This is a genomic window from Siccirubricoccus soli (assembly GCF_024178315.1).
Taxonomy (GTDB): domain Bacteria; phylum Pseudomonadota; class Alphaproteobacteria; order Acetobacterales; family Acetobacteraceae; genus Siccirubricoccus; species Siccirubricoccus soli.
Genome location: NZ_JAMZIK010000125.1, coordinates 1 through 23700, shown reverse-complemented (window position 1 = coordinate 23700; position 23700 = coordinate 1). Strand labels below are relative to the sequence as shown.

Genomic DNA, 23700 nt, shown 5'->3' with positions numbered 1-23700 from the left:
GCGATCTCCTCGGGGTGTCAGGCAGCGACCAGGGCGGGCTCCGCCCCGATCACCTCGGCCGCTTCCAGCCCGTAGAGGCTGCGCGCGACCGCATCCGTCAGCGCTTCCGGCGGCCCGTCGAAGACCAGCCGGCCGGCAGCGAGCCCGACCAGCCGCGTGCAGTAGCGGCGGGAGAGGTCGAGCGAATGCAAATTGACCAGCACGGTGATGCCGAAGCGCCGGTTGATCTCCTGCAGCGCATCCATCACCAGCGTGGTGTTGCGCGGGTCGAGGCTCGCCACCGGCTCATCCGCCAGGATGATCGCCGGCTCCTGCACCAGGGCGCGGGCGATGGCGACGCGCTGCTGCTGCCCGCCGGAGAGCGAGCCGGCGCGCTGCGGCGCCAGCGCGCCGATATCGAATTGCTCAAGCGCCGAGAGGGCGATGGCGCGGTCCGTCTCGCGCCACAGGCCGAGCACGGCGCGCCAGGCCGGCACGTGGCAGAGCCGGCCGACCAGGACATTGGTCAGCACGTCGAGCCGCGGCGAGAGGTTGAATTGCTGGAACACCATGGCGCATTGGCTGCGCCACTGGCGCAGCGCCTGGCCGCGCAGCGCGGTGATGTCCCTTCCCCGCCAGATGATGCGGCCCTCGGTCGGGTCGCCCAGCCGGTTGATCATGCGCAGCAAAGTGGATTTCCCGGCGCCGGAGCGGCCGATGACGCCCACCATCTCCCCCGGCGCGATGGCGAGGGTGATGTTGTCCACGGCGGTCTTCGCGCCAAAGCGGCGCGTCAGCCCTTCCAGTTCCAGCATGGCCTCTCCCCTCGGACGGCGCCTCTAGCAACCGGGCGTGACCGCGGGATGACGTATGTGTGACATCCATATTTCAGCCGACCTTGTCCGGATGCCCGGCCCCGGGCAGGCTGGGCGGCAAAGCCCTGAGGAAACCGCCATGCCTATCGGCCGCCGCGCCGCGCTCGCCCTGCCCAGCCTCCTCCTTCCCTGGCGCGCCCGGCCCGCGGCGGCGCAGGACGCCTTTCCGGCCCGCCCGATCACCATTGTCTCCGGCTACGCGCCGGGCGGCGTGACGGATGTGACCAGCCGCGCGGTGGCGGACCGCCTGTCGCGGGAGCTGGGCCAGCCCTGCGTGGTGGAGAACCGCGTTGGTGCCGCGACGGCGGTGGCCAACAACGCCGTCGCCCAGGCGCGGCCGGATGGCTACACGCTGCTGATGGGCACCTCCACCCTCGCCATCAACCCGGCGCTGCAACCCAACCTGGCTCCGAAGGACCCGATGCGGGAGCTGGCGCCGGTCGGCATGGTGTTCCGCACCGCCTTCGTCCTGCATGTGCATCCCGGCCTCGGCGTCGGCAGCACGGCGGAGCTGATCGCCTGGGCCAAGGCGCGCCCGGGGCAGCTCAACTTCTCCAGCAGCGGCACCGGCGCGGTGAACCACCTGGCGCTCGCCCTCTTTGCCCAGCGCGCCGGCATCGAGGTGACGCATGTGCCCTATCGCGGCGGTGCGCCCGCGCTGCTGGACCTGCGGGCGGGGCGCGTGCAGGCGATGTTCTCCGCGGTGCTGGAGGCGCTGCCCTCGCTGCGCGACGGCGGCACGCGGGGCCTTGCCATCTCCTCCGCCGGGCGGGAGGCGCTGCTGCCGGAGCTGCCGCCGGTGGCGGATGTGCTGCCGGGCTTCGATGCGGTGTTCTGGCAGGGCCTCTTCGCGCCCGCCAGCACGCCGGCCCCGGTGCTGGCACGGCTCGGCACGGCGCTGGCGGCGGCGACCGACGATGCCACGCTGCGCGCCCGCATGGCGGAGCAGGGCGTCGCCATCACCACCGGCGATGCAGCGGCCCTCGCCCGGCTGCTGGCGGCGGAGACGGCGCTGTGGGGCGGGCTGATCCGGCAGGCGGGCATCCGGGCGGAGTAGCACCGGCGGGCCGGCTCCCAGCCCGGCCTGAGCCGCGCCGCCTGGCGCGCCGGTGGCGGGGCGCGCCGCGATCGGGGCCATGGCTGGACGCACCGCCTGCGGAAGAAGGGGCAAGGCTCCCTTGCCCACGCCAGGCATCCGGGGAAAGCTGGCGGCGCCAATGCCGGCTCCGGACAGCCGGCCAACAGCAAGGGTGGAAACATATGGCCGTTCGTCGCCGCGCCGTTCTCGGCACGGGATTGCTTTCCGCATCCGCCATCGGGCTCCCGGCGCTCGCGCAGCCAAGGCCGCCGGCGGAGACCGTGCGCGTCGGCCTGCTGCAGGACATGTCGGGCCCCTATCGCGACATCTCCGGCCCCACCAGCGTCGCCTGCGCCCGCCAGGCGATCCGCGAATTCCAGGCGGAGAATCCCAGCATCCCCGTGGAGCTGCTGGTCGCCGACCATCAGAACAAGGCCGATGTCGGCCTCTCCATCGTCCGCCAGTGGTTCGACCGGGACGGCGTGGACATGGTGCTGGGCGTCAGCAACTCCGCCCTCGGCATCGCCATGAAGGCGGTGGTGGAGCAGAAGGACAAGGTGCACCTGAACACTTCGGCCGCGACCTCCTCCCTCACCTCGGAGCATTGCAGCTCGAACGCGATCCATTGGGCCTATGACACCTACTGCCTCTCCCACGCCACGGGCGAGCCGCTGGTGAAGCAGGGCTACAACACCTGGTTCTTCATCACCCCGAACTACGCCTTCGGCCACACGCTGCAGGCCGACACGACGCATTCGGTGGAGACCAGCGGCGGCCGCGTGCTCGGCGGCGTCACCTACCCCTTCCCGGAGACGACCGACTATTCCTCCTTCCTGCTGCAGGCCCAGGCCAGCCGCGCCAAGGTGGTGGCCTTCCTCGGCGCCGGCACGGATTTCGTGAACGCGGTGAAGCAGGCGCAGGAATTCGGCCTGATGCGCTCCGGCACCCGCTTCGTCGGGCTGACCGGCTACATCAACAGCGTCATGTCGCTCGGGCTGCAGGCCGCCCAGGGCATGACGCAGCCGGAAACCTTCTACTGGGACCTGAACGACCGCACCCGCGCCTTCATGGAACGGCTGAAGCCGCATGTGCCGGCGAACACCTTTCCCTGCCACAACCAGGCCGGCGACTACTCGGCGCTGATGCATTACCTGAAGGTGGTGAAGGAACTCGGCCCGGCCCGTGCCAAGGCCTCCGGCCGCGCGACGGTGGCGGCGATGAAGGAGATGCCGACCGACGATGACTGCTTCGGTCAGGGCGTGGTGCGCAAGGATGGCCGGAAGCTGCACCCGACCTATCTGTTCGAGGTGAAGACCCCGGCCGAGAGCCGCGGCCCGGGCGATGTGTACAAGGTGCTGGCCGTCACCCCGGCCGAGCGCTCCTTCCGGCCGATCTCGGAAGGCGCCTGCGCCATGGCGAAGGGCTGAGCGGCGGCTGCCGCTGGCGCCCGGGCCTCGGGCGCGGCATGCTTCCCCCAACGAGCATAAGGGGGAAGCGCCATGCCCGAAGCGCCCGATGCGGCTTCCATCGCCGCCGTTCACACCACGGATGTGCTGGTCCTCGGCGCCGGCTCCGCCGGCTGCGTCATCGCCACCCGGCTCTCCGAGGACCCTGCCACCCAGGTCGCGCTGATCGAGGCCGGGCCGGCCGCCTGGACGGATCCCTGGATCCGCATCCCCGCCGGCTTCGCCCGGCTCTATGCCAGCGGCAAGTACGATTGGCGCTTCCATACCGAGCCGGAGCCGGGCCTCGAAGGCCGCTCCATCCACTGGCCGCGCGGCAAGGTGGTGGGCGGTTCCGGCGCGGTGAACGGCCTGGTCTTCCTGCGCGGATCACCGCGCGACTATGACCGCTGGGCGCAGAGCGGCGCCCGCGGCTGGGCCTATGACGACGTGCTGCCCTTCTTCAAGCGGCTGGAGACCTGGTCCGGCGAGCCCTCGGAGGAACGGGGCACCGATGGCCCGATCCATGCGTCGGAGGCACGCCACACCTCCCGCGGCGCGGAGGCCTTCATCGCGGCCGCGCTCGCCATGGGCCATAAGCGGGTGAAGGATTTCAACGGCGCCTGGCATGAGGGCGCCGGGCCGATGCAGATGAATGTCCGGCGCGGCTTCCGCAGCCATTCCGGGGACATGTTCCTGCGTCCGGCGCGCCGCCGCCCCAACCTGCGCATCATGCCGGAGCGGACGATCCTCCGCCTGCTCTTCGACGGCACGCGCTGCACCGGCGCCCTGGTGCGCGGCCCAGCGGGGCTGGAGCGATGGGAGGCGCGACGGCAGGTGGTGCTGAGCGCTGGCGCCATCGGCACGCCGCATATCCTCATGCTCTCCGGCATCGGCCCGGGCGCGCATCTGCAGGAGCACGGCATCCCGGTGCGGCTGGACGCGAAGGGCGTGGGGCAGAACCTGCAGGACCATTTCCTGCAGCGCATGCGCTACCGGGTGAAGCCCTGCGGCACGGTGAACGAGCTGGTCCGCGGCCCGATGGGCAAGCTGCGCATGGCCGCGCGCTACGCCTTCGATCGGCGCGGCGGAGGCCAACCTCTTCGCCCGGGTGCTGCCGGGGGCGGAGGAGCCGGACATGCAGTACCTCTTCGTGAACTTCACCGTCACCACCTATGACCAGGGGCCGGATCCCTGGCCCGGCTTCATGTTCAGCGCCTGCCAGTGCCGCCCGGACAGCCGCGGCACCATCACGCTGCGCAGCCCGGACCCGGCGGACAAGCCGGTGATCCGCGCGAACTACCTGGAGGCGCCGCACGACCAGCACCTGATGGTGGAGGGCGTGAAATACGCGCGGAAGCTGGCCGCCCAGGCGCCGCTGGCGGCGCTGATCGAGGAGGAGCTGACGCCGGGGGCGAAGGTGACGAGCGACGAGGAGATCCTGGCGCATATCCGCCGCGACGGCGGCACGGTCTATCACCCCTGCGGCACCGCCCGCATGGGCGAGGATTCGCTGGCGCCGGTGGACAGCCGGCTGCGGCTGAAGGGCGTGGAGGGGCTGATGGTGGCGGATGCCAGCGTGATGCCGCTGGTGCCGTCCTCCAACATCCAGCCGGCGGCACTGATGATCGGGGAAAGGGCGGCGGCGTTCCTGCGGGGGTGAGGGAGGGCTCTGCCCTCCCTCAGGCTCCCACCCGCCAAAGGCCGAAGGGCCTTTGGGAACCATGAGTTTTAGAGCGAGCAGGTTCAACCTGCCGACTCAAGGGTTCAAAGGGCCCTTCGGCCCTTTGCGGGGCGAGCTCGAGAGGGGGTCGCGGCACTGCCGCGACGCCCCTCTCGATCAACGCCGTACCTCGGCCCCCGCCCACCTCTCCATCACCCGGACCAGCCGCGACACGTCAGCCCCGGCGCCTTCCTCGATCAGCCCCAGCCGCCACAGCCTGGCCGCCTGTTCCAGCACCCAGACCGGCACGCCCAGCGCCTGCGCCTCCGCCACGCCCAGCCCCACATCCTTGTCGAGGATCGGCATGGTCGCGCCGAAGCGGAATTCGCCCGAGAGAATGGTCTCCATCACCTTCTCGCTGACCATGGAGCGCCCGGTGCCGGCATTCAGCATGTCCAGCATGGTGCCCGCATCCAGCCCCGCCTTGGCGCCCATCACCATCGCCTCACAGGTCGAGGCGAAATTGGCGGCGAAGACCAGGTTGTTCACCAGCTTCATCACCTGCGCCTGGCCAGGCGTCTCGCCCAGCACGAAGATTCGGGCGCCGATGCGGAGCTGCCAGGGCCGCAGCGCCGCCACCGCCTCCGGCGCGCCCGCCGCCAGCATGGCCAGCGTGCCCGCCCGCGCCCCGGCCGGCCCGCCGCTGATCGGCGCATCCACCATGGCGATGCCCGCCGCCGCCATGCGCCGGGCGATCGCCTCGATCGCCGGCCGGCCGATGGTGGACATCTCGGCATAGAGCTTCACCGCGGCGCCGCTCGCGACTTCGGCCGAGACCGCGTCGCTCACCTTGCCGCTGGGCAGGCAGGCGAAGACGATCTCCGCCGCATCGGCCACGGCGCGGGCGCTGGGGTGGGCGGTGGCGCCGCGCTCGGCGAAGGGGGCCATGCCCTCCGGCCGCGGGTCGAAGACGTGCAGCGCGACATCCGGGCCGAACAGCCGCTCCGCCATGGGCGCGCCCATCTGGCCGAGGCCGATGAAGCCGATGCGTGTCAGGTTCGTGCTCATGCCGCCAGGGTCCCACTGTCCACCGGCAGAATGGTGCCGGTCACGATGCGCGCCTCGTCGCTGGCCAGGTAGAGCGCGGCCTGGGCCATGTCCATCGGCTCGCCGAGGCCGAGCAGATGGGTGTCGGCCACCTTCTGGATGCCGGCATTGCCGGCGAGCAGGCGCTGCACCCGCTCGGTCATCGTCACCGAGGGGGCGAGGGCGTTCACCCGCACGCCCTTGCGCCCGAATTCGACGGCGAGGGATCGGGTCAGCGCCGCGATGCCGCCCTTGGCCGCGGTGTAGCAGTCCCGCCCCTCGAACCCCATCAGCGCCACCACCGAGCTCATGTTGATGACCGAGCCGCCGCCCGATGTCACGATCTCCGGAATGCCGAAGCGGCAGCCGAGGAAGGTGCCGTAGAGGTCGAGGGTGATGGCCCGCCAGAATTCCTCGAGCGGCGCATCGACGACGCTGCCATCCAGGGGCGTCGAGCCGCCGGCATTGTTGTGCAGCACATGCAGCCCGCCCCAGTGCCGCACCGCCTGGCGGATGCTCGCCTCGACGCTCTCGGGCTCGCGCACATCGGTGGCGATGGCGATGGCCTGGCCGCCGGCCGCGGTGATGCGATGCGCCACCTCCTCGCCGCGCGCGGCATCGTATTCGGCGATGGTGACGCGCGCGCCCTCGCGGGCGAAAAGCTCGGCGGTGGCGCGGCCGATGCCGCTGCCCGCGCCGGTGATATAGGCTATCTTGCCGGCCAGCCTGGCCATGCTGCGTCCCTCCCGTCATTGGTTGGGAGCATCATGGCAGCTTCCCGCAGCATCCGAACAGGGCCCTTGGCCGGCACGCGCCGCTGTCGCCACCTGTTGCCTTTCGCCGCTTTGCCGCGGAAGGCCAGGCGAGGCGCCGATTGCGAGGGCGTGCGGCGACGTCGCGGGGATGAGCAACCGCCCCGCCGCGAGGGCGCATGGCGGCGCCGTGGAAGATCTATCCCAGCAGCCGCCCGATCACCCGCGCGGTGTAGTCCACCACCGGAATCACGCGCCCGTAATTGATCCGCGTCGGGCCGATGACGCCGATGGCGCCGACGATCTTCTCCTGCCCGTTGCGGAAGGGCGCCACCACCATGGAGAGCCCGGCCGTGTCGAACAGCCCGCTCTCCGCGCCGATGAAGATCTGCACGCCCTCGCCGCGCTGGGCCAGTTCCAGCAGGCGCAGCACCGTCTCCTGCGCTTCCAGCCGCTCGAACAGCGCCTGGATCTCCTGCACCCGGGCGAGCTGGTCGAGATTCTCCAGCAGCCGTGCCTGGCCGCGGACGATGAGGCTGCCGCCGCCGCCGCCTGACCAGGTGGCGAGGCCGCTTTCCACCACCTGCGTCGTCAGCGCATCCAGCGCCGTGCGGTTGGCGGTGATGTCCTCGCTCACCTTTGTCCGCGCTTCATCCAGGCTGCGGCCGGCAAGCTGGGCGTTGAGGTAGTTGCTGGCCTGGGCGAGCGCACTGGGCGGCAGCCCCGCCGGCACCTCGATGACCCGGTTCTCCACCTGGCCATCCGCGCCCACCAGCACCACCAGCGCACGCCCTGGGCCGAGCGCCACGAATTCGATGTGCCGGATCGCGCCTTCGCTCTTCGGCGCCACCACCAGCCCCGCGGCGCCGGCGAGGCCGGAGAGCATCTGCCCGGCTTCCGCCAGCGTATCCTGCAACGACCGGCCGGAGGCCGCGCAGCGCGCGGCGATGTCGCTGCGCTCCTGCTCCCCCAGATCACCGAATTCCAGCAACCCATCCACGAACAGCCGCAGCCCGCGCTCCGTCGGCAGCCTTCCGGCGGAGGTGTGCGGGGCGTAGAGGAAGCCCGCCTCTTCCAGATCGGCCATCACGTTGCGGATGGAAGCGGGGGAGAGGCCAAGGGGCAGGCGGCGGGACAGGGTGCGGCTGCCTACCGGCTCCCCGGTCATGACGTAGATTTCCACCAGCTCACGCAAGATGGCGGCGCTGCGGTTGTCGAGGCCGGCGACGGAAGCGCCGGCGACCCCGCCCAGGGACGGGGCAATCGGCACCTTCGGCGGATACATCGGCGGTGAAACCTCCTAACCAGGCAATTTCAAAAGCTAGGAAGGGGCCAGGGCGCCGTCAACCGCCGTGTCGCCGCAGTGTTACAGGCTGGCCGCAGCGCCCGGCCGCCAAGGCGCCACCGCCCTTGTTCCCACCCCCGCGCTTCCATGCATGGAGCGCTGCGGCGGCCCCCTGGTGACCTGTTCCACCGGCCCCCCGGCGGGGGTAAGAGGCGCGGGCATGAACCTCCCCATCTCCCCCGCGATTCCGCGCGCCGCCCTGGTCACCGGCGGCGCGAAACGACTTGGCCGCGCCATCGCGCTGGGCCTGGCGGAAGCGGGCTTCGACATCGCCCTGCACTACGGCAGCAGCGCGGCGGAGGCCGAGGCGACGGCGGCGGAGATCCGCGCCCTCGGCCGCCGCGCCGTCACCCTCGCCGCCGACCTCGCTGAGGAAGCCCAGGTGGCGCCCCTGCTGCCCGCCGCCGCCGCGGCACTCGGCCCGCTTGGCGTGCTGGTGAACAACGCCAGCACCTTCGAGCGCGACGAGTGGCAGGACGCCACGCGGGAAAGCTGGGACCATCACATCGAGCCCAATCTCCGCGCCCCCTTCGTGCTGACCCAGGCCTTCGCCCGCGCCCTGCCGCAGGAGGCGGAAGGCGTGGTGATCAACATGCTCGACCAGCGCGTGTGGTCGCTGACGCCGCATTTCGTGTCCTACACCGTCTCCAAGGCCGGGCTTTGGGCGCTGACGCAATCCATGGCGCTGGCGCTGGCGCCGCGCATCCGGGTGAATGGCATCGGCCCCGGCCCCGCCCTGCCCAGCCCGCGCCAGAGTCAGGCGCAGTTCGATGCGCAATGTGCCAGCGTGCCGCTGCGCCGCGGCACCAGCCCGGCGGAGGTGGCGGCGGCGGCGCTCGCCATCCTCTCCCTGCCGGCGATGACCGGGCAGATGATCGCGCTGGATGGCGGGCAGCATCTGCAATGGGCGGCATCGTCCCGTGCCGGAGGGCCGGAGGAATGAGCTTCGCACCAAACGCCGAAGCCGGGCTGCGGCTGGTCTTCCTGCGCGGGCTGGAGATGCAGGCGCGGCTCGGCGTGCATCCGCATGAGAAGGCCGCGCCGCAGCGGGTGGTGGTGCATGTGGAACTTGCGGTAGATGACGATTCCGCACCGGACGGAGTTGGCGAGGATGACCTTCGCCGTGTCGTCGATTACGGCAAGGTGGTACGCGCTGCCCGCGCAACGGCCGCCGAGGGGCATACTCTGCTTGTCGAGACCCTGGCGGAACGAATCGCCGTGGCGGCGCTGCAGGACAGCCGGGTGCGGTGCGCGCGGGTGACGGTGGAGAAGCCGGACGCCTACGCGGATGTTGCAGCCGTGGGCGTGACAATCGAGCGCAGGCGCCGCTGAAACGGTTTTGTAATACGCTTTGTCCACCGCCATCACCGCTGCGTGAGGCGCAGCCCTGCGTCAAGTGCAATGTTACACTTGACCTACTCTCCCGCGACATCGCTTCAAATAATTGGCCGAAATCAAGGACTTGAGTTTCTGCCGGATTCTTGGGCAGCAGCGTGAGCTCGGCCACCGGCAAGGGCCGGCGCAGCTTTCCCCGAACCGTGTCCACAGAGTTGTCCACAGCTTTCGTGGAGAAGTCGGGCTTGCCCCGGGGCATGGCGCGGCCCTAATCCCGACCCATGGATGAGGCCCAGCCCAGCACCGAAGCGCCGCCGGTGATGGAAGGCGTGAGGGTGATCGAAACGGCGCTGGCCACCCTGCCCTTCGCGCCTGGCGTGTACCGCATGCTCGATGCGCGCGGGGATGCCCTTTATGTAGGCAAGGCCCGCGCGCTGAAGAAGCGGGTGGCCGCCTATACCCAGATCGGCCGGTTGCCCGAGCGCCTGCGTCGCATGGTGCACGAAACGCGCAGCCTGGAGGTGATCACCACCGCCTCCGAGGCCGAGGCGCTGCTGCTCGAAGCCAATCTCATCAAGAAGCTGCGGCCGCGCTACAACATCGTCCTCCGCGACGACAAATCCTATCCCTGGCTGGTGCTGACAGAGGACCACCCCTACCCGCAGATCGGCAAGCATCGGGGGGAACGGCGGAAGGGCGCGAGCTACTGGGGGCCCTTCGCCTCCGCCTGGGCGGTCAACCAGACCCTCACCGCGCTGCAGCGGGTGTTCCTGCTGCGGAGCTGCCGGGACACGGTGTTCGACAGCCGCGACCGTCCCTGCCTGCTCTACCAGATCCGCCGCTGCTCGGCGCCCTGCGTGGACCGGATCAGCAAGGAGGACTACGCCGAGCTGGTCCACCAGGCGAAGCAGTTCCTCTCCGGCGAGACGCCCAGCATCCAGAAGGAACTGGCGAAGGAGATGGAACAGGCGGCGGAGGCGCTGGAATTCGAGCGCGCGGCGGCGCTGCGCGACCGCATCCGCGGCCTGACCCATGTGCAGGGGCGGGACCGCATCAACCTGGAAGGCGTGGGCGATGCCGATGTGGTGGCGCTGCACCAGCTTGCGGGGCAGACCTGCGTGCAGGTCTTCTTCTTCCGCGGCGGCCGCAACAACGGCAACCGCCCCTTCTTCCTGAGCAAGGGCGAGCAGGGGCCGGAGGAGGTGATGGGCGCCTTCCTCGGCCAGCTCTATGACGACCTGCCGCCGCCGCCCTTGGTGCTGCTGAGCCATGCGCCGGAGGAGATGCCGCTGATCGCGGAGGCGCTCTCCATCAAGGCCGGCCGCCGCGTGGAGCTGCACCGGCCGCAGCGCGGCGACAAGCGCAGCGCCGTGGAGCATGCCGAAACCAATGCGCGCGAGGCGCTTGAGCGGAAACTGGCCGAGGGCACGGCGCAGGAGGCGCTGCTGCAGGCGGTGGCGCGGGTGTTCGATCTTTCCTCCACGCCGGAGCGGATCGAGATCTACGACAACAGCCACATCCAGGGCACCAACGCCTATGGCGTGATGGTCGCGGCCGGGTCGTCCGGCTTCCTGAAGCAGGCCTACCGGAAATTCTCCATTCGCGGCCCGGTCAAGCCGGGCGACGATTTCGGCATGATGCGCGAGGTGTTCGAGCGCCGCTTCGGCCGCGCGCTGAAGGAGGACCCGGAGCGCGAGAGCGGCACCTGGCCCGACCTGGTGCTGATCGATGGCGGGCTCGGCCAGCTCAACGCGGCGCGGGAGATCCTGGCCGAGATGGGCGTGCATGACGTGCCGCTGGTGGCGATCGCCAAGGGACCGGACCGCGATGCCGGGCGGGAGTGGTTCCACCAGACGGGGAAGGAGGCCTTCCAGCTGCCGCCGCGCGACCCCGTGCTGTACTACCTGCAACGGCTGCGGGATGAGGCCCATCGCTTCGCCATCACTACCCACCGGGCGGGGCGGTCGAAGTCCCTGGTGAAGAGCGAGCTGGACGAGATCCCGGGCGTGGGCTCGGCGCTCAAGCGCCGGCTGCTGAACCATTTCGGCTCGGCGCGCGGAGTACGGAACGCGGCGCTGACGGATCTGGAAAACGCGCCGGGCATCGGGCCGGCGGTGGCGAAGAAGATCTTCGAGCACTTCCATCCGGCGAGCGGGTAGCAGCGGGGCGCAACCTCCACCCCGGCCTCCCCCTCGGAGCGGGGGGAGGGAGAGGCGCGCATATCCCCCAGCGCCGCCTGGCGTCCTGCCGCGGCTTTGCCGCGGCAGGCTGTGCGAGTTGCAGGGAGGCAGGCGAGTCCCGGGGTCCCCACGGCGTTGCGCAGCACCGTCGTGGGGAGAGTGCTCAGTACCGGTACTGCTCGGCCTTGAACGGCCCGGCCTGGTCCACGCCGATATACGAAGCCTGCTGCGCCGAAAGCTTCGTCAGCTTCGCCCCGACCTTCTCCAGGTGGAGCGCCGCCACCTTCTCGTCCAGGTGCTTCGGCAGCACATAGACCTTCTTCTCGTACTTGCCGGGATTCGCCCAGAGCTCGATCTGCGCCAGCGTCTGGTTGGTGAAGCTGGCGGACATCACGAAGCTGGGGTGGCCCGTGGCGTTGCCCAGGTTCACCAGCCGCCCCTCGGACAGCAGGATGATGCGCTTGCCGTCGGGGAACTCCACCTCGTCCACCTGCGGCTTCACGTTGTGCCACTTGTAGTTCTTGAGGCCGGCGACCTGGATCTCGGAATCGAAGTGGCCGATGTTGCAGACGATGGCGCGGTGCTTCATCGCCCGCATGTGGTCCAGGGTGATGACATCCACATTGCCGGTGGCGGTGACGAAGATGTCGGCGCGCGGCGCGGCATCCTCCATCGTCACCACCTCATAGCCTTCCATCGCCGCCTGCAGGGCGCAGATCGGATCGACCTCGCTGACCATCACCCGGCAGCCGGCATTGCGCAGGGAGGCGGCGCTGCCCTTGCCCACATCGCCGAAGCCGCAGACCATGGCGATCTTGCCCGCCATCATCACGTCGGTGCCGCGGCGGATGCCGTCCACCAGGCTCTCGCGGCAGCCATAGAGGTTGTCGAACTTCGACTTCGTCACGCTGTCATTCACGTTGATGGCGGGGAACAGCAGCTTCCCCTCCTTCGCCATGATGTAGAGCCGGTGCACGCCCGTCGTCGTCTCCTCGGAGACGCCCTTGATGCTGGCGGCCAGCTTCGCGAACCAGCCCGGCTTGGTCTTCAGGCAGTCCTTGATCAGGGCGAAGAAGACCGTCTCTTCCTCATTCGTCGCCTTGTCGAGGAAGGCGGTGTCGCCCTGCTCGGCGCGCAGCCCGTAATGCACCAGCAGCGTCATGTCCCCGCCATCGTCGAGGATCATGTTCGGCTCGCCGCCATCGCCCCATTCCAGGGTCTTCCTCACGTAGTCCCAGTACTCCGGCAGCGTCTCGCCCTTCACCGCGAAGACCGGCGTGCCGGCGGCGGCGATGGCGGCGGCGGCGTGGTCCTGGGTCGAGAAGATGTTGCAGGAGGACCAGCGGACATCGGCGCCGAGCGCCTTCAGCGTCTCGATCAGCACCGCAGTCTGGATGGTCATGTGCAGGCAGCCGGCGATGCGGGCGCCCTTCAGCGGCTGGCTCGGGCCGTATTCGCGGCGGACCGCCATCAGGCCGGGCATCTCGTCCTCGGCCATGGCGATCTCCTTCCGGCCCCACTCGGCCAGGGAGAGGTCCTTCACCTTGTAGTCTGCGGCAACGGCCATCGGGTGCTGTCCTTGCTTCTCTGCGGGCGCCACTAGCACGCCATGCCCGGGCTGGCCAGAATCTCCTATCACACATAAGAATGTCTTTATGTCCCTTGGAGGCCACCAAGCGCCCAGCGGCAAGCCCAGCCTTGTCGGTCCTCCACCGCCTCCCCATACATTCCGGAATGTCACGGCGCGCCAATGCGCCGGACGGGGAGGAGATGAGGATGCGCAGCCCGTCGCTCGGCCGCCTTGCGGCCATCGGCCTCGCCACCAGCTTCGTCCTGCCGGGCCTGGCCCTGGCGCAGCAGGCCCCCGCGCCGGGCTGGGCGCAGGGCCGGCCGGACAGCATGGCCGGCTCCTCCCTCGCGCCGCATGCGCCGAAGCTCACCGCCACGCCGGCGGACCAGCTCCCCACCGCCGCACTGCGCGTGCCCCAGGGCTTCAAGGTGGAGCTCTGGGCCAGCGGCGCCCCGGGCGCGCGGATGATGACGGAAAGCCCGAACGGCACGGTCTTCGTCGGCACCCGCACCCTCGGCCGGGTCTATGCCATCAGCGAGGAGGGCGGCCAGCGCCGCGTGCGCACCATCGCCTCCCAGCTCACGGACCCCAACGGCGTCGCGGTGCGGGACGGCGCGCTCTACGTCATCGCCATCAACCGGGTGCTGCGCTTCGACGGCATCGAGGGCAAGCTGGACGCCCCCGGCACGCCGGTGGACATGACCGCCGCCTTCGGCCTGCCCAGCGAGGCGCATCATGGCTGGAAATTCGCCGCCTTCGGGCCGGATGGCCGCCTCTACATGAATATCGGCGTGCCCTGCAACATCTGCGACTACAACCGTGCGACCCATGCCCTCATCGTCTCCTTCAACCCGGACGGGTCGGGCCGGAGGATCGAGGCGCAGGGTATCCGCAACTCCGTGGGCTTCGACTGGAACCCGCAGACCCGCGAATTGTGGGCCACCAACAATGGCCGCGACTGGGCAGGCAATGACACGCCGGAGGACACGCTGCACCGCATCCGCCGCAGCGGCGAGGATTTCGGCTTCCCCTATTGCGCGCATGGCTGGCGGGACCCGGCCATCACCTCCGGCCCCGCCACCTGCGCCGAATTCGCGCAGCCGGTGGCGCTGCTCGGCCCGCATACCGCGGCGCTCGGCATGCGCTTCTACACCGGTACGCAATTCCCGGAGGCGTATCGCAACCAGATCTTCATCGCCCGCCGCGGCTCCTGGAACCGGGAGAGGCTGAGCGGCTATGACGTGGTGGTGGCGGAGCTCGATGCGAATGGCGCGGTGATCGGAGTGGAGCCCTTCCTCACCGGCCTGCGGGACGAGGCGAACAACCGCTTCCTCGGCCGGCCGGTGGATGTGCTGGTGCGGCGTGACGGCTCGCTGCTGGTCAGCGACGAGCAGAACGGCGCCATCTACCGGATCAGCTACGGGAATTGAGCGTGTCGCGGGGGAAGCTGGCAGCGGCGACGGTGCTCGCCGCCGCCCTGTTCGCGCCGGGTGGGGCCGGCGCGGCGGGGGATGCGGCGCACGGCAAGGCCCTGGCCACGGAACGCGATTGCGGCCAGTGCCACGGGCCGCAGGGGATTTCCGTCATGCCGGACATCCCCTCCCTCGCTGGCCATCCGGAGGAGTTCATCACCCTCCAGCTCATCCTGTTCCGCGAGGGGATCAGGGACACGCCGCCCATGCCGGCCCTGACCCAGGGCCTGACGGACCAGCAGGTGGAGGATCTGGCTGCCTTCTATGCCAGCTTGCCGCCCGGTCATGCGGAGCGCGGCCCGCGCGACGCGGCGCGCTATGCGGCCGGCGCCGCGCTGGCGGAAAGGCTGCGCTGCGGCACCTGCCACCTGCCGCAATTCCAGGGCCGGGCGCAGATGCCGCGGCTGACCGGGCAGCGGGAGGACTACCTGGTCCATGCCCTGACGGAGTACCGGGACGGCACGCGGCGCGGCACGGACACCAACATGAATGCCGTGATGTATGGCGTGAGCGATACGGAGATCGCCGCCCTGGCACATTTCATGGCGCAGCAGGAGTGACCGCTGCCGCGCCGCCGGTCAGCCCGGCGGCCGGCCGGCGGATTGCCGAAGGCGCAGCATGACGAACTCTGCCGGCCGCAGCGGCGCGAAGCCGACCAGGATGTTGACCAGCCCGGCGTCGATATCGGCCGGGCCGGTCGTCCCGGCATCGCATTGCACCAGATAGGCCTCTCGCGCGGTGCTGCCCTGGAAGGCCCCCTGGCGGAACAGCCCCTGCAGGAATTCGCCGGTTGCCTGCCGCAGCCGCGCCCACAGCGCCTCGTCATTCGGCTCCAGCGCCGCCCAGGCCAGGCCGCGAACCAGCGATTCCTCGAGGAACAGGGCAAGGCGGCGGACCGGGATGTATTTCCACGCGCTGCCCTGCCGGTCGTCGCCCTGGCAGGTGCGGGACCCCCAGACGACCACCCCGACGCCCGGCAGCGCCCGCAGGCAGTTGACCCCTGGCGGGCTGAGCTGCCCGATCGCCGCATCGCCGAGCGGCAGGGCCGGGCCGGTGGCGCCGCGCAGCGTCGCCGCCGTGCCGGCGGCGGCCTTCCACACGCCACGCTCGGCATCGGTGCGGGCGAAGAGGCCGGCGATCGCGCCGCAGGCCGGCATGGCACGCGGCAGCCCGCCCCGCAGCGGGTCGGGCTGGAGGAGGCGGGGGAAGAACAGCGCGGCGTTGGCCGAGGTCACGCCCAGCGCCGCAGGGCCGGCGGCCGCCTGGGCCGGCGTCGTCCAATTTGCGGGGCTGTCGAGGAGGAGGAAGGCGCGCCGCCGCTCGGCATAGGCAACGGCGGCGGCGAGCAGGGCGGGCTCCACCTCCTCCGGCGGGTCGTCACCCACATGGGGCGGGATGCACAGCAGGTTGACGGGATCGGCCCGGTCCAGCGCGTAGAGGCCCCGCTGCGCCGCCTCGAACCCCGGGCCGATGAAGTCCTGCGCCTGGAGCGCGGCGCCATCCCCGGCCGCCGCCCCGGGCGCCACGCCCGAGGAAGCGGCCGCATCCTCCCACACCGTCCGCCCGGCGGCAGGCGGCGCATGCGCGGCCGGGCGCCCGGCCGGCAGGGCGCCATCCAGGCGCACAAGCCGCGACTCCGCCGCCAGCACGCGGTCGATGCGGCGCGCATGCTCGGCGGTGGTGAGGTTGCGGAAGAGCTCGACGGCGCCGGTCGCGCCATCCCGGACCGAGAGGCTGAACAGCGCCTCCGCGGGCAGGCCGAGCGCCGTGGCCTCCGCTTCGCTCGCATCGTGGTCGATGCGGGCCCGCAGCGCATTGCCCCAGCGCCCCGGAGAGCTGGCGGTGAGACTCAGCGCGCCTTCATCCGCCGGGTCCCGCACCACCAGCCTGGCACTGTCCGGCTGGCCCGGCAGGCTGCGGTGCAGGCGGAGGATGACGGCCTCCCGTCCGCCATTGAGGAAGAAGTCGCGCACCGCGTGGCCGAGCGCGGAGGGGGCGAAGAGGCCGCCGAAGACGCGGTCGAAATCGCCCCAGCCGGTGCAGGTGACCGGGGTTTCCACCGGCCCGCTTGCGGCGCGGCCGACGAAGGCGGTGATGGCGGTGGCGACGCCGGCGATCGGCCGCGGCCCGGCCGGCACCTCCTCGACATGGACGCCAGGCTGGCGCGGTGGGATCGGCATGCCCTCTCCGGCGCCCGGCGGCGCCCCTCCCTGGCGAAGGATAGGAAGGCCCGGCGTCGGGCAACAAGCCAGAATGGCATTTCCCCTTGCCTTCCCGCCCCCCGCCTCCGATACCCCGCGCCATGAACGCCAGTTCCAATGCCAGGCCCGCCGGCCGCCCCTCCGGCCGCGCCGCCGACCAGCTCCGCACCGTCTCCCTGCAGCCCGGCGCCGCCCGCCATGCGGAAGGCTCCTGCCTGATCCGCATGGGGAATACGGAAGTCCTCTGCACCGCCAGCGTGGAGGGCAAGGTGCCGCCCTTCCTGCGCGGCCAGGGCCAGGGCTGGGTCACCGCCGAATACGGCATGCTGCCCCGCGCCACCCACACCCGCGGGGACCGCGAGGCGGCGCGCGGCAAGCAGTCCGGCCGCACCCAGGAGATCCAGCGCCTGATCGGCCGGTCGCTCCGCGCCGTGACGGACCTCAAGGCGATGGGCGAGATGAGCGTGATCCTCGACTGCGACGTGCTCTCCGCCGATGGCGGCACGCGCTGCGCCAGCATCACCGGCGCCTGGGTCGCGCTGCACCTGGCCTTCCGCCACTGCATGAAGATGAACGTCATCGGCACCATGCCGCTCAAGGACCAGGTCGCCGCCGTCTCCTGCGGCATCTGGCAGGGCACCCCGGTGCTCGACCTCGACTACGCCGAGGACAGCAAGGCGGAGACGGACGCCAATTTCGTCATGACCGGCCGCGGCGGCATCGTGGAGGTGCAGGGCACGGCGGAGGGCGAGCCCTTCTCCGAGGCGGAGCTGATCGGCCTGCTCGGCCTCGCCCGCCAGGGCACGGCGGAGCTGTTCCGCCAGCAGCGCACCGCCTGCGGCCTGGGCTGATGACCTCGCCGGCCGCGCCCGCCGCCCATCGCCGGCTGGCCCCGGGCCGGCTGGTGCTGGCGACCCACAATGCCGGCAAGCTGCGGGAAGTGTCGGCGCTGCTGGCGCCCTACGGGCTGGAGGTGGTCTCGGCCGGGTCGCTCGGCCTGCCGGAGCCGGCGGAGACCGAGGAGAGCTTCCTTGGCAATGCCGGGATCAAGGCCCTGGCCGCCGCCCGCGCCACTGGCCTGCCGGCGCTGGCGGACGATAGCGGCTTCTCCGTCGCGGCGCTGGACGGCGCCCCCGGCGTGCGCACCGCGGACTGGGCCATGCAGCCGGATGGCAGCCGGGACTATGCCATGGCCATGGCGAAGGTGGCCGCGCTCGCCGCCCCGCATGCGGACCGCCGCGCCTGGTTCACCTGCGCCCTGGTCCTCGCCTGGCCGGACGGCCATACGGAAGGCTTCGAGGGCAAGGTGGAGGGAAGCTGGGTCCACCCGCCCCGCGGCGAGCGCGGCTTCGGCTACGACCCGATGTTTCTCCCCGCAGGCGGCATTGAGACCTTCGGGGAAATGGCACCGGAGGCGAAGCACGCCATCAGCCACCGCGCCCGGGCTTTCGCCCTGCTGGCGGCGGCCTGCCTGCCGGGCTGACTCAGCCCGGCCGCTCCGCCGGCGGCGTATGGGCCTTCAGCCCATGCGCCGTCAGCCAGTCCCAACCCTCCTCCGCGGTATCCACCAGGCCGAACAGGGAGAGGTCCACCTCATCCACCAGCCCGTGGCGCTGCAGCGCCCGGAAATTCACCACCTCCGTCCAGAACTCCCGGCCGAACAGCACCACCGCCACCGGCGGGGCCTTCTTCGTCTGCAGCAGGGTCAGGATCTCGAACAGCTCGTCGAAGGTGCCGAAGCCGCCGGGGAAGACCGCCAGCGCATTCGCCCGCATCGCCAGGTGCATCTTCCGCATGGCGAAGTAGTGGAAGCGGAAGGTCAGCTCCGGCGTGCTGTAGGGGTTCGGCATCTGCTCATGCGGCAGGACGATGTTGAAGCCGATGCTGGGCGCCCCGACATCCGCCGCGCCGCGATTGGCCGCCTCCATGATCCCCGGCCCGCCGCCGGTGGCGATGACGTTGTCCCGCAGCGCGTGCCCTCCCTTGGTCTCCGGCGCCAGCGCGCCGCCGCGCTCGGAGACCAGGCGGCCGAATTCCCGTGCCACCCCGTACCAGGGGGAGAGATGCGCCAGCGGCGTCCCCGGCACGGCCGCCTCCGGCGCCGGGATCCGGGCGCTGCCGAAGACCACCACGGTGGAGCGCACCCCCCAGTCCCGCAGCAGCAGCTCCGCCTTCGCGTATTCCATGCCGAAGCGGAAGGCGCGCATCTCGTCGCGCAGCAGGAAGTCCGTGTCCTCCACCGCCAGCCGGTAGCTGGGCAGGTCGCGTTGCACAATCTTCATCTTGGCCTCTCTCCGCTGGCCCGGTAGCTTCCGCCTCAACTTTCAGTAGGTCGTGCGGGACAGCACTGCGCCTCATGGGGGAATAACATCATGGCCGCCCATCACCGCCCCGCGCCGCAAGGCGTCCCGTCCAGCCCGCAAAGCGAACGGGCCCTGGCGCGGTTCATCTTCGCCAGCCGCTGGCTGCAGGCGCCACTCTATATCGGCCTCATCGTCGCCCAGGCGGTCTATGTGGTGCTGTTCTGCCGGGAGCTCTGGCACCTGGTGGAATCCCTGCTGCACTCGCCGAACGAGAACAGCATCATGCTGACCGTGCTGGCGCTGATCGACGTGGTGATGATCTCCAACCTGCTCATCATGGTGATCGTCGGCGGCTATGAAACCTTCGTTGCAAAGCTCGGCCTGGAAAGCCACCCCGACCGCCCGGACTGGCTGAGCCATACCAACGAGAACACGATGAAGATCAAGCTCTCCCTCGCCTTGATCGGCATCTCCTCGATCAGCCTGCTGAAATCCTTCATCGATGCGGCGAATGTGAGCCAGGAGACGCTGATCTGGCAGTCCGTCATCCATGTCATCTTCCTGGTGTCCTCCATCGCCATCGCCTTCACCGTCTGGCTCTCCAACAAGGCGACGCAGGTGGGGCACGAGCCGCACTGATCGGAGCGGCGGCGCCGCACCAGGACACCGGCGCCGAGCCTTAATCGAGCGGCCAGCGCGGCGCGAACCTCCCCGCCATGCAGCAACGGGCGCGGCTCCGGGGACCGACCGAGGAGCCGCCGTCCCTCCGGGACCCCATTTGGTCTGAGGCGGCGAGGCCGCTTCCGGCCATGGTGCGGCAGGCGTGCGGGCGCTGGTCGCGGCGGGGACTGCTTGGCGCCGGCGCGGCGCGGACCCGGAATTCGACCGCCGCTTCGGCCCCTGCCTCCGCCGCTTCCTCGACAGCGCGCCGGAAGCGCCGGCAGAGTGCGGCACAGAGCCATCCCAGGGAGGATCCGGATGAAGGAAGAAACCCGGCGCATGCTGGCCGAGGTAAGCACCGCGACGCTGACCACCGTCATGCTGAAGCGCGGCTTCCGCAATTGCTTCCTGCAGGGGCCGCGGCTGATCAACCCGCGCGCGCCCCGCATGGTCGGCCCCGCCTTCACCCTGCGCTACATCCCGGCGCGGGAGGATCTGGACACGCTGGACGCCTTCCTCGACCCCGACCACCCGCAGCGGAAGGGCATCGAGGAATGCCCGGCCGGCCATGTCTTCGTCATCGACAGCCGCGGCGACCCCCGGGCGGCGAGCGCCGGCGGCATCCTGCTGACGCGGCTGATGGCCCGCGGCGTGGCCGGCGCGGTGACGGATGGCGGCTTCCGCGACACGCCGGAGCTGATGGAAATGCCCTGGCCCACCTACCACGTCGCCCCCAGCGCCCCGACCAACCTGATCCGCCACCACGCCGTGGACACCAACCTGCCGATCGGCTGCGGCGATGTCCCGGTCTTCCCCGGCGACATCATGGTGGGGGATGGGGAGGGGGTGGTGTGCATCCCCGCCCATCTCGCCGACAGCGTGGCGGAGGAAGCCTTCGAGCAGACGGTGGTGGAGGATTTCGTGCAGGAGCGCGTCGCCGCCGGCCATACCATCCGCGGCCTCTACCCGATGACGGACCCGAAGAACCGCGAGCTGCTGGCCGCCTGGCGGAAGGAGAAGGGCCGGTAGTCTTCAGTTTCGGTGGTCTGCTTGTCCGCTCCCTCCGCTGGATCTCCAGCGAAGGGAGCGGGCAGGACACCGGCCGGAAGCGGGCCGCGGCCCTCGGAGGGCGGCCCCTCCCCGATCTGCGCCATTGCCCCGCGCCCTGCCGCCGCGCCAGAGTGGCGGCAAGATCCGGGAGGAAAACATGCCCCTTACCCGCCGTGCGGCGCTCGCCGCGCCCGCCCTGCTGCTGGCGCCGCGCGCCCATGCCCAGGCCTTTCCCCAGCGCGCGGTGCGCGTCATCGTCCCCTACACGCCGGGCGGCGTCTCGGACATCACCGCGCGGCTGATGGCGGAGCCGCTGGCCGCGATGTGGGGCCAGCCCGTACCGGTGGAGAACCGCGCCGGCGCCGATGGGGTGATCGGGACGGAGGCGCTGGCGCGCAGCGCGCCGGATGGCCACACGCTGTCGGTGGTCTCGATCGGCCACCCGATCAACGCCGCCTTCTACAAGCTGCCCTTCGACACGATGCGCGACTTCAGCTTCGTGACCCAGACCACCTCGACGCCGCTGGTGCTCTGCGCCGCGAAGGGCTTCGCCGCGAACACCCCGGCGGAGGTGGTGGCGCAGGCGAAGCGCAGCCCGGGCATGACCTTCGCCGGCACCAGCGGCGTGGTGCGCCTGGCGCCCCTGCTCTTCGCCCAGCTCACCGGGATCGAGCTGACCTATGTGCCCTATCGCGGCAGCACCGCGGCGCATCCGGACCTGATGGCGGGGCGGGTGGACATCATGTTCGACACCGTCCCCGCCGCGCTGCCGCATCTGCAATCCGGCGCGCTGAAGGCGCTGGCGACCACCGGCGCGCAGCGGGCGCCGCAGCTCCCGGACGTGCCGACGCTGGGCGAGGCCTTCCTGCCGGGCTTCGAGGCCTCGACCTGGGGCATGGTGATCGCGCCCGCCGGGGTGCCGGCGGAGACCATGGCGAAGCTGAACGCCGATTGCGTCGCCGCGCTGCGCCGGCCGGAGGTGGTGGACCGGCACAAGGTGCTGGGGGCGGAGATCGTCACCTCCTCGCCGGAGCAGGCGCGCGCCTTTTGTCAGGCGGAGCTGGCCAAATGGGGCGAGGCGGCGCGGAAGGCGGGCATCCAGCCGCAATAGCCTGCCCGCGGCACCGCGGCGCGCAACCGGATGGCCCGGCGGCGCGGCAGGCGTGCCGGAGCATCGGGAAACCAGCAGGGCCCGCCGCCGCGGAGGAGGGCGCCGCCCGCATGCGCCCTCGCTGCCGTCGGGCAAGGCTGCACGTCCGCCCGCCGCCAAGGCGTGCCTGGCCGATGCGTGCTTGACAGGACCAAGCCGAGGCGCGGAGCCTGCCGGAAAGATCCCCAGGAGGAACCGACCATGCGCTGCATCCTGCTGGCCGCGCTGCTGGCCCTGGCCGCGCCTGCCCTTGCGCAGCCCTCCGGCGCGCCGTTACCTGCCGCTCCGGCCACTGCGCCGGTCTATCAGGTCGATCCCTTCTGGCCGAAGCCCCTGCCGAACCGCTGGGGCATCGGCCAGGCCGCCGGCGTCGCCGTGGATGCCCGCGACCATGTCTGGGTTATCCACCGCCCCCGCACCATGACGGCGGATGAGCGCGGCGCGACGGCCACCCCGCCCCTCTCGGAATGCTGCATCCCCGCCCCCTCCGTGCTGGAGTTCGATCCGGACGGCAACCTGGTGCAGGCCTGGGGCGGCCCCGGCCACCACCCGAGCTGGCCGGAGAATGAGCACGGCATCTTCGTCGACCACCGTGACCGGGTCTGGATCGCCGGCAACGGCAACAACGACCACGTCCTGCTGGCCTTCACCCGCACCGGCCAGTTCATCCGCCAGATCGGCGTCCACCGGGAGACCGGCGGCAGCAACGACACCCAACGCCTCGGCCGCCCCGCCGATGTGGATGTGGACCCGGAGAATGACGAGATCTACGTGGCGGATGGCTACGGCAACCGCCGCGTCATCGTCTTCGACAGCAATACCGGCGCCTATCGCCGCCACTGGGGCGCCTATGGCGAGCGCCCGCCGGCCGATGACCCGCTGCCCGCCTACCAGCCGGGCGAGGCCGCCCGCCAGCCTGCGCGCTTCTTCCGCAACCCGGTGCATTGTGTCCGGCTGGCGCGGGATGGCCTCGTCTATGTCTGCGACCGCGCCAATGATCGCGTCCAGATCTTCCGGAAGGATGGCAGCTTCGTCCGCGAATTCATCGTGGCGCCGGACACCCTTGGCAGCGGCTCCGTCTGGGACATGGATTTCCTGCCCGACCCTCGGCAGAGCGTGCTGCTGGCCGCCGATGGCTCCAACAACGTGGTGTGGCTGCTGGATCGCCAGGGCGGGGCGATGCTCGGCCGCTTCGGGCGCAATGGCCGCAATGCGGGCGATTTCCACTGGGTGCACAACATGGCGGTGGACAGCCGCGGCAATGTCTTCACCACGGAGGTGGACACCGGCAAGCGCGCCCAGCGCTTCCGCCTGGTCGGCCAGCTTCCGCGCTGACGCCGCGGGGCCTCGCAGCATCGGGAAGCGTCTCGGCGCTTGACCCGGTGCGCGGGGCTGGGCCATGCCGGGTCCGTGATCCCTCGCATCCTTCCGGCCCTGCTCGCCCTGCTGCTGGTCCCGGCCGCGCTGGCTCCCGTCGCGCTGGCGCAAAGCAGCCTGGGCCAGGCGGGCGGCAGCCTGCCGCCGCCGCGCCCCGCCGCGCCCGCGCCGGGGCCTGCCCC

General features: G+C 71.0%; 22 protein-coding genes. 15 read left to right on the top strand and 7 right to left on the bottom strand.

Going from position 1 to position 23700, the window contains the following annotated elements:
- Positions 1–17: 17 nt before the first annotated feature.
- Positions 18–794 (bottom strand): phosphonate ABC transporter ATP-binding protein, encoded by a 777-nt coding sequence (gene phnC / locus NJ376_RS19525; RefSeq protein ID WP_252954962.1) that lies wholly within the window; start codon positions 792–794, stop codon positions 18–20.
- Between the two features lie 139 nt (positions 795–933).
- On the opposite strand from phnC, the gene NJ376_RS19520 reads away from it, so the two are divergent.
- The 4 genes from NJ376_RS19520 to NJ376_RS19505 all read left to right on the top strand — a co-directional run bounded on the left by NJ376_RS19520 (position 934) and on the right by NJ376_RS19505 (position 5037).
- Complete coding sequence (locus tag NJ376_RS19520; RefSeq protein WP_252954961.1) at positions 934–1911, top strand: Bug family tripartite tricarboxylate transporter substrate binding protein; 978 nt, start codon at positions 934–936, stop codon at positions 1909–1911.
- A 302-nt stretch (positions 1912–2213) separates the two neighbouring features.
- Entirely contained in the window at positions 2214–3359 is a 1146-nt protein-coding gene (locus NJ376_RS19515; RefSeq protein WP_252954960.1) for an ABC transporter substrate-binding protein, read from the top strand.
- A 72-nt stretch (positions 3360–3431) separates the two neighbouring features.
- The gene (locus tag NJ376_RS19510; protein WP_252954959.1) at positions 3432–4553 is read left to right on the top strand and encodes a GMC family oxidoreductase; all 1122 of its coding nucleotides are present in this window, start codon (positions 3432–3434) and stop codon (positions 4551–4553) included.
- The gene (locus NJ376_RS19505; RefSeq protein ID WP_252954958.1) at positions 4513–5037 is read left to right on the top strand and encodes a GMC oxidoreductase; all 525 of its coding nucleotides are present in this window, start codon (positions 4513–4515) and stop codon (positions 5035–5037) included. The genes NJ376_RS19510 and NJ376_RS19505 overlap by 41 nt, the downstream gene beginning before the upstream one ends.
- 177 nt (positions 5038–5214) lie before the next feature.
- On the opposite strand, the gene NJ376_RS19500 is transcribed toward NJ376_RS19505, so the two are convergent.
- The 3 genes from NJ376_RS19500 to hrcA all read right to left on the bottom strand — a co-directional run bounded on the left by NJ376_RS19500 (position 5215) and on the right by hrcA (position 8160).
- The gene (locus tag NJ376_RS19500; RefSeq protein ID WP_252954957.1) at positions 5215–6105 is read right to left on the bottom strand and encodes an NAD(P)-dependent oxidoreductase; all 891 of its coding nucleotides are present in this window, start codon (positions 6103–6105) and stop codon (positions 5215–5217) included.
- Positions 6102–6857, bottom strand: a complete 756-nt coding sequence (locus NJ376_RS19495) for an SDR family NAD(P)-dependent oxidoreductase (protein ID WP_252954956.1) — start codon at positions 6855–6857, stop codon at positions 6102–6104. The genes NJ376_RS19500 and NJ376_RS19495 overlap by 4 nt, the downstream gene beginning before the upstream one ends.
- A gap of 217 nt (positions 6858–7074) precedes the next feature.
- The gene (gene hrcA, locus NJ376_RS19490; RefSeq protein WP_252954955.1) at positions 7075–8160 is read right to left on the bottom strand and encodes a heat-inducible transcriptional repressor HrcA; all 1086 of its coding nucleotides are present in this window, start codon (positions 8158–8160) and stop codon (positions 7075–7077) included.
- A gap of 220 nt (positions 8161–8380) precedes the next feature.
- Here hrcA and NJ376_RS19485 point away from each other — a divergent pair, with 220 nt between their 5' ends.
- The 3 genes from NJ376_RS19485 to uvrC all read left to right on the top strand — a co-directional run bounded on the left by NJ376_RS19485 (position 8381) and on the right by uvrC (position 11714).
- Entirely contained in the window at positions 8381–9163 is a 783-nt protein-coding gene (locus tag NJ376_RS19485; RefSeq protein ID WP_252954954.1) for an SDR family oxidoreductase, read from the top strand.
- Complete coding sequence (gene folB, locus NJ376_RS19480) at positions 9160–9552, top strand: dihydroneopterin aldolase (protein ID WP_252954953.1); 393 nt, start codon at positions 9160–9162, stop codon at positions 9550–9552. The genes NJ376_RS19485 and folB overlap by 4 nt, the downstream gene beginning before the upstream one ends.
- A gap of 284 nt (positions 9553–9836) precedes the next feature.
- On the top strand, positions 9837–11714 hold the full coding sequence (uvrC, locus tag NJ376_RS19475; RefSeq protein ID WP_252954952.1) for an excinuclease ABC subunit UvrC: 1878 nt from the start codon (positions 9837–9839) through the stop codon (positions 11712–11714).
- A gap of 184 nt (positions 11715–11898) precedes the next feature.
- Here the strand turns inward: uvrC and ahcY are convergent, their stop codons facing one another.
- Complete coding sequence (gene ahcY / locus NJ376_RS19470) at positions 11899–13302, bottom strand: adenosylhomocysteinase (protein WP_252954951.1); 1404 nt, start codon at positions 13300–13302, stop codon at positions 11899–11901.
- Between the two features lie 209 nt (positions 13303–13511).
- On the opposite strand from ahcY, the gene NJ376_RS19465 reads away from it, so the two are divergent.
- Both NJ376_RS19465 and NJ376_RS19460 read left to right on the top strand, forming a co-directional pair.
- Positions 13512–14735 carry a PQQ-dependent sugar dehydrogenase gene (locus tag NJ376_RS19465; protein ID WP_252954950.1) on the top strand — a complete coding sequence of 408 codons (1224 nt, stop codon included), beginning with the start codon at positions 13512–13514 and terminating at the stop codon, positions 14733–14735.
- Positions 14736–14737: 2 nt separating this feature from the next.
- The gene (locus NJ376_RS19460) at positions 14738–15337 is read left to right on the top strand and encodes a c-type cytochrome (RefSeq protein WP_252954949.1); all 600 of its coding nucleotides are present in this window, start codon (positions 14738–14740) and stop codon (positions 15335–15337) included.
- Positions 15338–15355: 18 nt separating this feature from the next.
- Here NJ376_RS19460 and NJ376_RS19455 read toward each other — a convergent pair whose 3' ends face one another.
- A complete protein-coding gene (locus tag NJ376_RS19455) occupies positions 15356–16957 on the bottom strand; it encodes a phage tail sheath family protein (protein WP_252954948.1) in 1602 nt (533 codons plus the stop codon).
- Between the two features lie 122 nt (positions 16958–17079).
- Here NJ376_RS19455 and rph point away from each other — a divergent pair, with 122 nt between their 5' ends.
- Both rph and NJ376_RS19445 read left to right on the top strand, forming a co-directional pair.
- The gene (gene rph, locus NJ376_RS19450; protein WP_252954947.1) at positions 17080–17829 is read left to right on the top strand and encodes a ribonuclease PH; all 750 of its coding nucleotides are present in this window, start codon (positions 17080–17082) and stop codon (positions 17827–17829) included.
- On the top strand, positions 17829–18461 hold the full coding sequence (locus tag NJ376_RS19445) for a non-canonical purine NTP pyrophosphatase (RefSeq protein ID WP_252954946.1): 633 nt from the start codon (positions 17829–17831) through the stop codon (positions 18459–18461). Before rph ends, NJ376_RS19445 begins: the two co-directional genes overlap by 1 nt.
- A 1-nt stretch (position 18462) precedes the next feature.
- Here NJ376_RS19445 and NJ376_RS19440 read toward each other — a convergent pair whose 3' ends face one another.
- Positions 18463–19260 (bottom strand): LOG family protein, encoded by a 798-nt coding sequence (locus NJ376_RS19440; protein WP_252954945.1) that lies wholly within the window; start codon positions 19258–19260, stop codon positions 18463–18465.
- Between the two features lie 90 nt (positions 19261–19350).
- On the opposite strand from NJ376_RS19440, the gene NJ376_RS19435 reads away from it, so the two are divergent.
- The 4 genes from NJ376_RS19435 to NJ376_RS19420 all read left to right on the top strand — a co-directional run bounded on the left by NJ376_RS19435 (position 19351) and on the right by NJ376_RS19420 (position 23476).
- Complete coding sequence (locus NJ376_RS19435) at positions 19351–19920, top strand: TIGR00645 family protein (RefSeq protein WP_252954944.1); 570 nt, start codon at positions 19351–19353, stop codon at positions 19918–19920.
- Between the two features lie 339 nt (positions 19921–20259).
- Entirely contained in the window at positions 20260–20970 is a 711-nt protein-coding gene (locus tag NJ376_RS19430) for a ribonuclease activity regulator RraA (RefSeq protein WP_252954943.1), read from the top strand.
- A 178-nt stretch (positions 20971–21148) separates the two neighbouring features.
- Entirely contained in the window at positions 21149–22102 is a 954-nt protein-coding gene (locus NJ376_RS19425) for a tripartite tricarboxylate transporter substrate binding protein (protein ID WP_252954942.1), read from the top strand.
- Between the two features lie 240 nt (positions 22103–22342).
- Complete coding sequence (locus NJ376_RS19420; protein ID WP_252954941.1) at positions 22343–23476, top strand: NHL repeat-containing protein; 1134 nt, start codon at positions 22343–22345, stop codon at positions 23474–23476.
- Positions 23477–23700 lie beyond the last annotated feature (224 nt).

Bases quoted from the DNA above. Each gene is read 5' to 3' on its own strand.
- NJ376_RS19445 (WP_252954946.1), top strand. From the start codon at position 17,829: ATGACCTCGCCGGCCGCGCCCGCCGCCCATCGCCGGCTGGCCCCGGGC.
- NJ376_RS19420 (WP_252954941.1), top strand. From the start codon at position 22,343: ATGCGCTGCATCCTGCTGGCCGCGCTGCTGGCCCTGGCCGCGCCTGCC.
- folB (WP_252954953.1), top strand. From the start codon at position 9,160: ATGAGCTTCGCACCAAACGCCGAAGCCGGGCTGCGGCTGGTCTTCCTG.
- NJ376_RS19485 (WP_252954954.1), top strand. From the start codon at position 8,381: ATGAACCTCCCCATCTCCCCCGCGATTCCGCGCGCCGCCCTGGTCACC.
- NJ376_RS19435 (WP_252954944.1), top strand. From the start codon at position 19,351: ATGGCCGCCCATCACCGCCCCGCGCCGCAAGGCGTCCCGTCCAGCCCG.
- NJ376_RS19430 (WP_252954943.1), top strand. From the start codon at position 20,260: ATGAAGGAAGAAACCCGGCGCATGCTGGCCGAGGTAAGCACCGCGACG.
- NJ376_RS19455 (WP_252954948.1), bottom strand. From the start codon at position 16,957: ATGCCGATCCCACCGCGCCAGCCTGGCGTCCATGTCGAGGAGGTGCCG.
- rph (WP_252954947.1), top strand. From the start codon at position 17,080: ATGAACGCCAGTTCCAATGCCAGGCCCGCCGGCCGCCCCTCCGGCCGC.
- ahcY (WP_252954951.1), bottom strand. From the start codon at position 13,302: ATGGCCGTTGCCGCAGACTACAAGGTGAAGGACCTCTCCCTGGCCGAG.
- NJ376_RS19440 (WP_252954945.1), bottom strand. From the start codon at position 19,260: ATGAAGATTGTGCAACGCGACCTGCCCAGCTACCGGCTGGCGGTGGAG.
- NJ376_RS19505 (WP_252954958.1), top strand. From the start codon at position 4,513: ATGCAGTACCTCTTCGTGAACTTCACCGTCACCACCTATGACCAGGGG.
- NJ376_RS19510 (WP_252954959.1), top strand. From the start codon at position 3,432: ATGCCCGAAGCGCCCGATGCGGCTTCCATCGCCGCCGTTCACACCACG.
- hrcA (WP_252954955.1), bottom strand. From the start codon at position 8,160: ATGTATCCGCCGAAGGTGCCGATTGCCCCGTCCCTGGGCGGGGTCGCC.
- NJ376_RS19425 (WP_252954942.1), top strand. From the start codon at position 21,149: ATGCCCCTTACCCGCCGTGCGGCGCTCGCCGCGCCCGCCCTGCTGCTG.
- NJ376_RS19520 (WP_252954961.1), top strand. From the start codon at position 934: ATGCCTATCGGCCGCCGCGCCGCGCTCGCCCTGCCCAGCCTCCTCCTT.
- NJ376_RS19465 (WP_252954950.1), top strand. From the start codon at position 13,512: ATGCGCAGCCCGTCGCTCGGCCGCCTTGCGGCCATCGGCCTCGCCACC.
- phnC (WP_252954962.1), bottom strand. From the start codon at position 794: ATGCTGGAACTGGAAGGGCTGACGCGCCGCTTTGGCGCGAAGACCGCC.
- NJ376_RS19495 (WP_252954956.1), bottom strand. From the start codon at position 6,857: ATGGCCAGGCTGGCCGGCAAGATAGCCTATATCACCGGCGCGGGCAGC.
- uvrC (WP_252954952.1), top strand. From the start codon at position 9,837: ATGGATGAGGCCCAGCCCAGCACCGAAGCGCCGCCGGTGATGGAAGGC.
- NJ376_RS19500 (WP_252954957.1), bottom strand. From the start codon at position 6,105: ATGAGCACGAACCTGACACGCATCGGCTTCATCGGCCTCGGCCAGATG.